The 12579-nt window shown below is 41.5% G+C and carries 11 protein-coding genes; all 11 read left to right on the top strand.

What is annotated here, in order from left to right; all coding sequences use genetic code 11:
• The first annotated feature begins 10 nt into the window (after positions 1–10).
• Positions 11–964 (top strand): ribose-phosphate diphosphokinase, encoded by a 954-nt coding sequence (locus D0469_RS16555; protein WP_117327832.1) that lies wholly within the window; start codon positions 11–13, stop codon positions 962–964.
• Between the two features lie 339 nt (positions 965–1303).
• Positions 1304–1933 (top strand): 50S ribosomal protein L25/general stress protein Ctc, encoded by a 630-nt coding sequence (locus tag D0469_RS16550; RefSeq protein ID WP_117327857.1) that lies wholly within the window; start codon positions 1304–1306, stop codon positions 1931–1933.
• Between the two features lie 518 nt (positions 1934–2451).
• Positions 2452–3012 carry an aminoacyl-tRNA hydrolase gene (gene pth / locus D0469_RS16540; RefSeq protein WP_117327830.1) on the top strand — a complete coding sequence of 187 codons (561 nt, stop codon included), beginning with the start codon at positions 2452–2454 and terminating at the stop codon, positions 3010–3012.
• A gap of 101 nt (positions 3013–3113) precedes the next feature.
• Positions 3114–3344, top strand: coding sequence for an anti-sigma-F factor Fin family protein (locus D0469_RS16535; protein ID WP_117327829.1), 231 nt, complete (start codon positions 3114–3116; stop codon positions 3342–3344).
• Between the two features lie 415 nt (positions 3345–3759).
• Positions 3760–7296 (top strand): transcription-repair coupling factor, encoded by a 3537-nt coding sequence (gene mfd / locus D0469_RS16530; protein ID WP_117327828.1) that lies wholly within the window; start codon positions 3760–3762, stop codon positions 7294–7296.
• Between the two features lie 155 nt (positions 7297–7451).
• Positions 7452–7988, top strand: coding sequence for a stage V sporulation protein T (gene spoVT / locus D0469_RS16525; RefSeq protein ID WP_117327827.1), 537 nt, complete (start codon positions 7452–7454; stop codon positions 7986–7988).
• Positions 7989–8152: 164 nt separating this feature from the next.
• On the top strand, positions 8153–9766 hold the full coding sequence (locus tag D0469_RS16520; RefSeq protein ID WP_117327826.1) for a putative polysaccharide biosynthesis protein: 1614 nt from the start codon (positions 8153–8155) through the stop codon (positions 9764–9766).
• Positions 9767–9773: 7 nt separating this feature from the next.
• On the top strand, positions 9774–11243 hold the full coding sequence (gene yabN / locus D0469_RS16515; RefSeq protein ID WP_117327825.1) for a bifunctional methyltransferase/pyrophosphohydrolase YabN: 1470 nt from the start codon (positions 9774–9776) through the stop codon (positions 11241–11243).
• A 17-nt stretch (positions 11244–11260) separates the two neighbouring features.
• Positions 11261–11542 (top strand): RNA-binding S4 domain-containing protein, encoded by a 282-nt coding sequence (locus D0469_RS16510; RefSeq protein ID WP_117327856.1) that lies wholly within the window; start codon positions 11261–11263, stop codon positions 11540–11542.
• Positions 11543–11635: 93 nt separating this feature from the next.
• Positions 11636–11938, top strand: coding sequence for a sporulation protein YabP (yabP, locus tag D0469_RS16505; RefSeq protein ID WP_117327824.1), 303 nt, complete (start codon positions 11636–11638; stop codon positions 11936–11938).
• Complete coding sequence (yabQ, locus tag D0469_RS16500) at positions 11935–12564, top strand: spore cortex biosynthesis protein YabQ (RefSeq protein WP_117327823.1); 630 nt, start codon at positions 11935–11937, stop codon at positions 12562–12564. The genes yabP and yabQ overlap by 4 nt, the downstream gene beginning before the upstream one ends.
• Positions 12565–12579: the final 15 nt, after the last annotated feature.

Here is a 12579-nt window from a genome sequence, read left to right as displayed (position 1 = left end):
GAGGCTTCACATGTCGAATCAGTATCTTGACCCGAATCTTAAGGTTTTCTCATTAAATTCCAACCTCGGATTAGCTGAAGAAATTGCCAGAGCGATCGGAGTCGAGCTTGGAAAGTGTTCTGTTACTCGTTTTAGCGATGGTGAAATTCAAATAAATATTGAAGAAAGTATTCGCGGATGCGATGTATTTGTAATTCAATCAACAAGCGCACCAGTTAATGAACATATAATGGAATTATTGATCATGATTGATGCACTTAAGCGTGCTTCGGCGAAGACTATCAATATTGTGATGCCATATTATGGATATGCCCGTCAGGATCGTAAGGCTCGTGCCCGCGAACCAATTACTGCAAAACTTGTGGCAAACCTTCTCGAAACGGCAGGAGCAACCCGTGTTATTACTTTGGATCTGCATGCTCCACAAATTCAAGGGTTCTTTGACATTCTTATTGACCATTTAATGGGTGTACCTATTTTAGCTGATTACTTTAAAGAAAAGAATTTAAGTGATATCGTTATCGTTTCACCTGACCATGGCGGTGTAACCCGTGCACGGAAGATGGCAGACCGCCTGAAGGCACCGATTGCGATCATTGACAAACGCCGTCCTCGGCCGAATGTGGCTGAAGTAATGAATATTGTAGGTAATATCGAAGGCAAGACTGCCATCCTAATCGATGATATCATTGATACGGCCGGAACAATCACATTGGCGGCGAATGCACTTGTGGAGAACGGAGCATCAGCGGTGTATGCATGCTGTACGCATCCAGTCCTGTCGGGTCCCGCTATTGAGCGTATCAAGAATTCAACAATTAAAGAGCTTGTTGTGACAAATACTATTGCTCTTGCTGAAGAAAAGAAAATTGGTAAGATTGTTGAGCTTTCCGTAGCTCCACTGATCGGTGAAGCCATCATTCGTGTCCATGAAGAACAATCTGTTAGTACTTTGTTTGATTAAAAGAAATTTGCAAGCGCCCTGTTTAGAGGAAGAACGGCTAACCCTCGTTCTGTGGCGGCGCTGGCATTAGCACATTCCCGCAAATCTGCCGCTTGTTTCGTGCGAAGTATTACTGCGGCAGAGTTTCTTGCTCTGTGTGTTGCAGCTTTATTTCCAGCATAAAAAAGTGCTAGACATATGCATTTTGTTAAAATGTTATAAGTTCTTATACTTTAAAAAGAAACTCTGTCGTAAAGGCGGGGTTTCTTTTTATGTTCAAAATAACGTTTAAAGAAGAGGGGATAAGGGCAATTTTTAAAAGACAGATTAATTGATCTTTGAAAGGAGAGATGCATGAATATGAGTAATGTATTAGCGGCAAAAGAACGTAAGGTTTCTCGTCAATCAGCCATTCGGCAATTAAGGAATGAAGGAAATATTCCTGCAGTTGTCTATGGGAATGGAGTAGGCAGCAGATCTATTTTCGTGAGCAACAGCGACTTAATTAAAACGATTAAAGAAGTAGGGAGAAATGGCATTATTTCTCTTGATTTAGAAGGCAGTCATCAAAATGTGATGCTTACAGATTATCAGTATGATCCATTAAAAAGTGAAATTTATCATGCGGATTTTTTAGCGGTTAATATGAATACCGAGATCAATGCCCATGTGCGTTTAACGCTTACCGGAGACTCAAAGGGTGTGAAGGACGGAGGAGTTCTGCAGCAGTCTCTCCATGAAGTGGCAGTTACAGCGAAGCCGGGAGATCTTCCAGATGCCCTGGAAGTGGACGTTACTGAAATGCAGGTAGGAGACGTAATTACAGTAGAAGATATTAAAAGTAATTATAATCTTACTATTAATCAGGAAGATGAGGAAGTCATCGCTTCCATATTGCCCCCAAGGCAGGAAGAGGAAATCAGTACTGGGGAGCAGCAATCTGAAGGTATTCCAGATAATCTTGAGGGCAGAGAAACACAGCCAGAATAAATTTTGGACTTACGGTAGTTTTATTTTTTTCAGCTAAGACTAATATCTAGGTGTAAGAGCATAAACCCGATACACAAGACAAGGAATGCTTCAGCAGCGGCACATCGCCCTCACAAAGCTGCAGCTTGTGAGGGCGTTCCTTTTATGAGGATGTAGGTGTCTTAGCCGTTCTTCCGTTAAACAGGCCGCTTCCGCTTTTCCGTGTCGAAAAGAGTCAAAACTGCTACAGCCAGAATGGGAAAAAATAATGTTATAATAGACGTAACCAAAGAATGGTTACGTCTTTTAAAATGATAAGAAATGTCTAGCTTCAACGCCCAGGCCGTGCTAGTGCCGGTTTCGCCACAGAACAAGGAATGCTTCGGCAGCGCTTCATCGCACGAAACAAAGCGACGGCTTTTTGAGGACGTCGCGATTTTAGCCGTTCTTCCTATGGTAGGATGTGCTGGCATCGACGTTCCTCTGTCAGGGCACTTGGGCTTTTCTAAAATAGAAGGATTTTGGACGGTGTGTATTGAATGAAGATTATTATTGGGCTTGGTAACCCAGGAAAGCAATATGAAAAAACAAGGCATAATATAGGATTTGAAGCAATTGATTACTTATCTGACAAGTGGAATATACCGCTGGATCAGGTAAAGCACAAAGGAATTTATGGAACCGGTGCGGTTAAAGGGGAGAAAGTTCTGCTGCTTAAACCACTTACATATATGAATTTATCGGGTGAATCGATAGAAGCAGTGCTGAGCTTTTATAAAGCAGAGGTTACTGATATTGTCGTATTGTACGATGATTTAGATTTGCCAACGGGAAAAATCCGGCTTCGCCAAAAAGGAAGTGCTGGCGGCCATAACGGCATCAAATCAACTATTGCCCATGTTGGGACCCAGGAATTCAATCGTATCCGCATAGGGATTGGCAGACCGGTGGGGCGGATGCCTGTAGTAGATTATGTGCTGGGGCGATTCAGCCAGGAGGAATGGACTGAATTAAGCAAAGTTATTGAAAAAATTGCTGCAGCCTGCGAAGATTGGATAGAAAAGCCATTCATAAAGGTCATGAATGATTATAATCAATAATTAATTTTCTATTAATAAGTCACGATTAAAGTTCTGCAATGAATAGAACCACCCTCATCTGGCACATACTGTAACTAGTATGGAATATAGGGGGTTATGTAATGGCTCTCCATTACTATTGCAGGCATTGCGGTACAAAGCTTGGCTCTATTGATAGCAATGCATTGGATACCAAGCAGTTAGGTTTTTCCCATTTAAATGAGGAAGAGCGACAGGATATGATTGTTTATGAATCTACAGGGGATATCAGGGTGAAAGCAATTTGTGAAGATTGCCACGAATCCTTCCATCGGAACCCAGATTTGCATCAGAATGATTATATTATCCATTAAGGCAAAAAAGCTTTGGACTATATCCAAAGCATTTTTCCATTTATTTGGCTGGAAGTAAATTATTCTTATTGGTATAAAAGTAGAAATTATTTTTATCTTGTTTATAATCATATAAAGTTGGCAGCTGCTTGAAATAGCTGCCCATTATAACAGTTACGTCAGGATAGAGCCTGCTGGACACACGTCTACAGTGCAGCTAGTGGTTGAGTTTTCTAATTAACATTCCTGATTTAAATGTGCCCAATGTTAGTGCTTTAACTTTATAGGCCTATTTGTTGGCGGGTTTCGAAGAGTTTTGTTAATTCGCATTAATATAATAGACTGGAAGCTTTTAAAATGACATTTACCGCTTAAAAAGCGGATTACCTTATATTTAAAATTAGAAAAGTAAAGTAGAAAGAAGGGAGGCATCTGTATGAACGGATTGCAACATTTGTTTTCAAAACACGATGATGTCCAGTCATTAATCAGCGGAATTGATGAGGGACTTCGAGAGCAGCTGGTAGCTGGACTTTCCGGTTCTTCTAGGTCGATGCTGATTTCCTCCGTATATGAAGAAACCAACCGATCAATTCTCGTAGTTACCCATAATCTTCTGCAGGCTCAGAAGCTATATGAAGACTTAATGAGCTTTATTTCTGAAGATCAATTATATCTTTATCCTGCAAATGAATTGATTGCTGCGGAATTAAGCGTTGCAAGCCCGGAGCTGAGAGCACAGCGGGTAGAGGCATTGAATTACTTATCGCAAAATAAAAAAGGTATCACAATTGTACCCATGTCAGGTTTACGAAAGCAGCTCCCTCCAAAGACGCTTTGGCAAAAATTCCAGCTGTCATTTATCACGGGAGAAGATATCCAATTGGATGGTTTGCTGCAAGTGCTGATTTCCATGGGTTATTCCAGGTCAGATATGGTGGCAGCACCAGGTGAGTTCAGCATTCGCGGCGGAATATTGGATATTTATCCCTTAACGGAGGCTAATCCTGTCCGAATTGAACTTTTTGATACAGAGGTTGAATCGATCCGCAGTTTCTCAGTAGAAGATCAGAGGTCGATGGAGAAACTATCTTCTGTTTCTATCGGCCCCTCTCATGAGGCATTATTTGAGCAGGAGCACATTGATCGGATGATTACCCGGCTGGAAGAAGGTTTAGCCAAAAGCTTAAAAAAATTAAAAAGTGATAAAGCTAAAGAGCAGATGGTACAAAACATCGGCTATGAGATAGAACAGCTGAAAAATGGCAGCAGGCCTGACCAAATCTTAAAATACATTAGCCTTGCGTATGAAAAACCGGCTAGTTTAGTAGATTATCTTCCGGCAGGCGGCTTAGTGATTCTCGATGAAATTAGCAGAATTCAGGAAATTAATGAAGCGCTGGAGAAGGAAGAGGCCGAGTGGTATACAGGTCTGCTCGCTGAAGGTACGATAATCCATGATGTTCAGCTGTCCCATCATCTTCCAAAGCTAATTCAGGGATCAAACCGTCCGTTCATCTATCTTTCTCTGTTCTTGCGGCACGTTCCACATACCAGTCCGCAAAATATCCTTAATTTTACTTGCAAACAGATGCAAAATTTCCATGGTCAAATGCATGTTTTTAAATCCGAGGCAGAGCGGTGGAAAAAAGGAAAATATACAGTATTGCTGCTCGGTTCAGATCAGGAACGAATTGGCAAGCTTCATAGTGTTCTTGAAGATTATGGAGTAGAAGCGGCAGAACTTAAGCGAGACAGCGAAATCCTTTTAGGAAAGATCCAGGTTCTTGAGGGAAGCCTCCATACGGGGTTTGAATTGCCGATGCAGAAGCTGGCTGTGATTACCGAACAAGAGCTTTTTAATAAAAAAACTAAGAAAACGGCCAGAAGGCAAAAGCTGACGAATGCAGAACGGATTAAAAGCTATTCCGAATTAAACGTTGGTGACTATGTTGTTCATGTTAACCATGGGATTGGGAAGTATCTCGGCATAGAAACCCTTAATATTAATGGAATCCATAAGGATTATCTCCATATTCGCTATCAGGGCAGTGATAAGCTTTACGTGCCTGTTGAACAGATTGATCTTGTTCAGAAATACGTTGCTTCAGAGGGGAAGGAACCAAAGCTATATAAGCTTGGGGGCAATGACTGGAAACGGGTTAAGAACAAAGTTCATTCGTCTGTACAATATATTGCTGATGACTTAATTAAGCTTTATGCCGAGCGTGAAGCAGCGAAGGGATACGCCTTCTCTCCGGATGGAGACATGCAAAGAGACTTTGAAACATCCTTCCCCTATCAGGAAACTGAAGATCAGGCCCGGTCCATCCATGAAATTAAAAGAGATATGGAACGGGAACGTCCTATGGACCGCCTGCTTTGCGGGGATGTTGGCTATGGGAAAACTGAGGTTGCCATTCGCGCTGCATTTAAAGCTATTGCAGATGGCAAACAGGTGGCATTCCTGGTACCGACAACCATTCTTGCTCAGCAGCATTATGAAACCATGAGGGAAAGGTTTCAGGATTATCCAATTAATATCGGGTTGATGAGCCGCTTTCGTTCTAAAAAGCAGCAGTCTGAAACATCAAAAGGGCTTAAAGCCGGAACGGTTGATATTGTAGTTGGCACTCACAGGCTCTTATCGAAAGATATAATCTATCATGATCTTGGTCTGCTGATTGTAGATGAAGAACAGCGCTTCGGTGTAACACACAAAGAAAAAATCAAACAGCTGAAAACCAATGTTGATGTGCTGACCTTGACCGCAACCCCTATCCCGCGCACACTTCATATGTCGATGCTGGGAGTGAGGGACTTATCTGTTATTGAAACACCTCCGGAAAATAGATTCCCGGTTCAAACATATGTTATGGAATACAATGGAGGGCTTGTCAGAGAAGCAATAGAAAGAGAATTGGCTCGTGATGGACAGGTTTATTTCCTATATAACAGGGTAGAAGATATATCAAGAAAAGCAGAAGAAATTTCCATGTTGGTTCCCGACGCACGTGTCACCTACGCTCATGGGCAAATGTCCGAGCAGGAACTTGAATCGGTCATGCTGGAATTTCTCGAAGGCGAGTCAGACGTGTTAGTCAGTACAACCATCATTGAAACCGGCGTTGATATCCCGAATGTGAATACATTAATCGTACATGATGCAGATAAGATGGGACTATCCCAGCTTTACCAGCTTCGGGGACGAGTGGGGCGGTCAAACCGAGTGGCTTATGCCTATTTTACCTACCGGAAGGATAAGGTTCTGACTGAGGTAGCTGAGAAAAGGCTGCAGGCAATTAAAGAATTCACGGAACTGGGTTCAGGCTTCAAAATTGCTATGCGTGATTTATCCATTCGCGGTGCCGGAAATCTTCTTGGAGCAGAACAGCACGGATTCATTGATTCTGTAGGCTTTGATTTGTATTCCCAAATGCTAAAAGAGGCAATTGAACAACGCAAAGGGGACTTGGCAGAAGAAAAGCCGGCACAGCTCGAAATCGACCTTGAAGTTGATGCATACATCCCGGATACCTATATATCTGACGGCAACCAGAAAATTGAAATGTATAAAAGGTTCCGAGGGATAACATCCATAAAGGAGTATGAAGAGCTGGAAGAAGAAATGCTTGATCGTTTCGGTGAATATCCAGAGGAGGTTGGTTATCTTTTGCAGATTGCTGAAATGAAGGTATACGCAATGCAAGCTGGCGTTGAAAGCATTAAGCAATCCAAAGATGATATCTCCATTCTCATCTCAGATAAAGCAAGCGGTGAAATAGATGGCCAAAAGATATTCCAATTAGTATCGCATTATGGCCGAATGGTTGGTTTAGGAATGGATGGCAGCAGGATGAAACTGGTGCTTCATACCCGGGGCAATGCTGTTGCAAAGTGGCTGAATACGCTGTATGAACTTTTAAAAGGGCTAATGGATGTGAAAAAAACGAACCAGCCTGCTGCAAAGTGAGTTTACGTCGTTAAATGTGTAAATAAAGAAAAATCCTTTCAAAGTGTATAGAACTTTCCATATGCAAAATACTAAGTTCAACAATGGTGATGATTTCAAAAACAGGGAATCACATCACTTAAAAAAACCAATAGAGGAAAGCGAGGCAACACAAGATGAAAGCAACTGGTATCGTACGTCGTATCGACGATTTAGGCCGAGTGGTTATTCCTAAGGAAATCCGCAGAACACTTCGTATCCGTGAGGGAGACCCACTGGAGATTTTTGTTGATAGAGATGGAGAAGTTATCCTAAAAAAGTATTCCCCTATTAGTGAATTAAGCGACTTTGCAAAAGAATATGCAGAAGCACTATACGATAGTCTTGGAAACCCTGTTTTGATTTGTGACCGCGATACGTATATTGCACTCGCCGGTGGATCTAAAAAGGACTATTTAAATAAAGGTATCAGTGACTTAATTGAGAAAACAATGGAAGAACGTTCATCAGTTCTTGAAAACTCCAAAGGAAATATTTCACTTGTTGACGGAATGGAAGAAGATATTCAATCGTATACGGTTGGACCGATTGTTGCAAACGGAGATCCAATAGGTGCAGTAGTTATTTTCTCTAAGGATGGCAGCCTAGGAGAAGTGGAGCGGAAAGCTGTAGAAACAGCTGCAAGCTTCCTGGCGAGACAAATGGAATCTTAAGAAGAGATAGAGGAAGGTAGCTGCCGCTGCCTTTTTTCTTTTTTAGGCTGCCAGCCCCCTGGAAAAATAAGAAACCCAGTTACTATTATGCCTTTTTCATTTGGTCAAGGCGCTGTTGCATTATGTTATAATACAACCACATAGAATGTGGAAGGGGAAAAACAATGGCCCAGAGGCCGGATTTATCTAAAAAGCTCTTTCGCGGAGCTATTATTTTAACAGCAGCTGCACTAATAACCAAAATATTAAGCGCTGCATACAGAATACCGTTTCAGAACATAGCCGGTGATATCGGATTTTACATATATCAGCAAGTATATCCCTTTTATGGGATTGCCCTTATTTTTTCAACATATGGCTTCCCCGCTGTTATATCAAAGCTTGTTGCGGAAAAGCAGCAGCAGGATCAGCATTTCATCCAATCCGTATTGATTCCCTGTTTTCTTATTATCGGTGGAATTGGCTTAACCATTTGGTGCTTTCTTTATTGGGGAGCAGATGTGATTGCGGCTGCCATGAAGGATCCGGATCTTGCAGGGCCGATAAAGATGATTTCCTTTTCGTTTTTGCTCATGCCACTTATTTCGACGCTTAGAGGGTATTACCAGGGAAAAAGCGATATGCTGCCAACGGCGGTCTCACAAGTAGCTGAACAGCTTGTACGGGTAAGCGGAATTCTTATTTTCGCTTTGCTCTTTCTTTGGCAGGGAAGATCGTTATATGAAATAGGTGTTGGGGCCTATTTTGGCTCTTTAATAGGAGGCCTGTCGTGCATCACGGTTCTTCTCTTATTTGTGCTGAAACGAAAAAACTTAAATCTGACTCAAATAAAGTCCTCTTTTGAACCAAGAATCCAGTGGAAGAGATTAAGTAAGATTCTTCTTTTTCAAGGCCTGGCATTTTGCGTGACAAGTCTAATCCTTGTGATTATTCAGCTTGTGGACTCATGGCATTTGTATTCACTGCTTCTAGACAAGGGGATGCAGGAAAATAGTGCAAAGGCTCTTAAAGGTGTCTATGACAGGGGCCAGCCGCTTCTTCAGCTCGGAACAGTGGTAGCCAGTTCACTATCTCTTACGTTGATCCCTTTGATTTCAGGTTATTTGAAAAAAGGTAAATCGCAAGAGATTGAGGAGAAAATCAGGCTCGCCTTCCGAATTAGTACAACAGTTGGTTTGGGGGCGGCCATCGGATTGATGCTGCTCATTAAAGCTGCCAATTATATGCTTTATGAAGATATCAATGGTTCAGGAGCACTTGGGGTGCTGGCTCTGTGCATTTTGTTTACATCTTTAGTTACGACAAATGCTTCTATTTTACAAAGCATGGGGCACTATCGGTCGACTGTCATTGTAGTGATCCTGGGTATACTGATTAAATGGGTCTTGAATCTGTTGTTAGTACCTCTGTACAGTATCACTGGGGCTGCGATAGCAAGCATATTATCTTTTATTTTTATGTCATTACTTTTGCAAATCAGGCTCAAGAAATATATACGTAAAACTTTGCTCGGCATGCCCCATGTCAGATGGCTTGCAAGAGCAGTACTGGCGATGTCCATTGTCCTCATTATCCATGGACAAGTATTTCAGATATTATCTCTAGAAGGAAGGCTTTTTGCATCCCTCCAAGCATTGAGCGGTGTCTTGATTGGCGGGTCTATATATCTTGTCCTTATCATACGGTCAGGGATGTTCTCTTCAAATGAATTAGTGCTTCTGCCATTTGGAAGCAAGCTTGCGTTGTTACTGCGTAACAGAAACATGAAAGGGAGTTAAATTAAAAGTGAATCAAATTAAAATATTAGGATTAGGGGCAGGCGAATTGGATCAGCTCCCTTTAGGGGTGTACCGGAAGATTATCCAGGCTGGTGAATGCTTTACCAGGACAATTGAACATCCGGTCATCTCCGATCTGGCTAAGGAAGGCATCTCGTTTCAGAGTTTTGACCATGTTTATGAGAAGCATGATCAATTCGAGGAAGTTTATGAAGAAATTGTAGAAACTCTGCTAGATCATGCGGCGAATGGAACCATTATATATACAGTGCCTGGCCATCCAATGGTAGCGGAAAAAACGGTGCAGCTCTTGTTTGAAAAAGCAGAAAAAAGGGGTATACAAATTACGGTTGATGGCGGACAAAGCTTCTTGGATCCTTTGTTCCAGGCAGTAGCTGCTGACCCGATTGAAGGTTTCCAGCTGCTCGATGGTACGGACTTAAAAAGGGACGAAATCATTATAACGCAGCATATGATTATTGGGCAGGTATATGATGCCTTTGTTGCTTCGGAGGTTAAGCTTACCCTGATGGAAAAGCTTCCGGATGATTATGAGGTTTCAATTGTAACTGCTGCAGGGACAAGTCATGAAAAAGTGATCAAGGTTCCCCTTTTTGAATTAGACCGGCAGATGGAACTAAGTAATTTAACAAGTGTTTATGTTCCTCCTATAAAAGAGGAGGAGCTGCTTTATCATGAGTTTTCGAAACTAAGAGAAATTATTGCTGTCTTAAGGGGTCCAAACGGTTGTCCGTGGGATAAAAAACAAACCCATGAAAGCCTGAAAAAGTATTTAATAGAGGAGACCTATGAAGTAATTGATGCAATAGACAGTGGTGAAGAAGGATTGGTCGGGGAACTTGGCGATGTGCTCCTGCAAGTGCTTCTTCATTCGCAGATTGGTGAAGATGAAGGCCTGTTCACTGTTGATGATGTCATTCGTAGTATTTCTGAGAAAATGGTGCGCCGCCATCCACATGTTTTTGGTGATGCCATTGCTGAAACAGCTGAGGAAGTAAGGATGAATTGGGACCAAATTAAGGCCCTGGAAAACAACCAAGATGAGAACTTGCCGGAATCTTTCCTTGCTGGAATTAGCCCTTCCCTGCCACAGTTAATGCAATCCTTTGAATATCAAAAGGCAGCTGCCAAAGTAGGATTTGATTGGGATAAAGTGGATCCAGCCTGGGAAAAAGTGAAAGAGGAAATGAATGAAGTAGAGGCTGAGCTTTTAAAGAATGAAGTGGATCACAACAAACTTAAAAGTGAACTGGGTGACCTGTTTTTTTCTATTGTAAACGTCTCCCGTTTTTACCGTATTCAGCCCGAAGAAGCTGTACATACTGCAAACCGGAAGTTTCAGCAGCGGTTTTCTTATATAGAGAAATGTGTGCGGGAATCAGGCAAAAGCTTTGCTGATTTCTCACTCGACGAGCTTGACCATTTTTGGGATGAAGCAAAAGCTAAAGGATTGTAGGGGGAAAAGACATGACAATGAGATTAGATAAATTTTTAAAAATATCCCGGCTGATCAAGCGCCGTACACTAGCAAAAGAAGTGGCAGACAAAGGAAGGATCTCCATTAACGGAATTCCTGCAAAAGCGAGCTCCAATGTAAAAGTTGGGGACGAGCTTACAGTCAATTTTGGCCAAAAACGGGTCATAGTGAAAATTGAAAAAATCCAGGAGTCCACTAAAAAAGAGGATGCGGCGGACATGTATTCTATAGTGAAAGAAGAAAAGATTTCAGATTCCAATAGAGCTGCGGACGAATAGTAAAATGGCGTGCCATCTGTTAACCGGCCTGTTCTAATTTGCACAAACCCCTCATAGACTTGTACAAAACAAAGTACTGTGAGGGATAAAAAAATGAGTCAGTTCTTTGACACGAATGAAATAAAAGGGTCTAGTCCAGAACACGATGTGATGATGAGAGGCCGCCGTCTTCTGGATATAACCGGAGTGAAACATGTTGAAAGCTTTGATAATGAAGAGTTCCTTCTAGAAACAACAATGGGATTTCTTTCAATTAAAGGGCAAAATCTGCAGATGAAAAACCTGGATGTGGACAAAGGAATTGTTTCTATTAAAGGAAAGATATATGATCTGGTGTACTTGGATGAACATTCTCGGGAGAAGGCTAAAGGATTCTTTGGCAAGCTGTTCAAATGACGCTGACTACCCAATTCTACACCTTGCTTGCAATGATTGGAATGGGCAGCTGCTTTGGTGCTGCCCTGGATACGTATAATCGTTTTTTAAAAAGGACCAAACGCAATAGTCTAATCGTATTTGTAAACGATCTGCTTTTCTGGATCGTCCAAGCCTTAATCATTTTTTATGTATTATTTCTTGTAAATGAAGGAGAACTTCGTTTTTATTTATTTCTAGCTCTGCTTTGCGGCTTCTCGGCGTACCAAGCATTATTAAAAAGTATTTATTTGAAATGGCTTGAAGCAGGAATCCGTTCAATTATATGGACAGCAATGATGATTTCCAGAATGCTAAAGATCATGATTTTCCAGCCGATAAAATGGCTGGTGTCAATAGTAATTTTTGTGGTTTTAAGCGTGGCTAAGGGACTTTTTACCCTTGTCAGACTTGGTATAAAAGTCGTACTATCTATAATGTCATTTATATGTAAACCCTTCTTTTGGTTTATAAATAGATTTTGGGAGATCTTGCCGAAGTCTGTTACAAATAGAGTCGAGAAGATTTATAATAAATGTGCAGGATATTCTATCAGGATAAAGGAATACATTATTAATTGGAAAACGAACCGAAGCAATAAGACTTAGTGAGGAGTGAGTAAA

The organism is Peribacillus saganii, assembly GCF_003429095.1.
Classification (GTDB): Bacteria; Bacillota; Bacilli; order Bacillales; family DSM-1321; genus Peribacillus; species Peribacillus saganii.
Note: the sequence above shows the minus strand (reverse complement) of the source record. Positions and strands in the feature narration are given on the sequence as shown.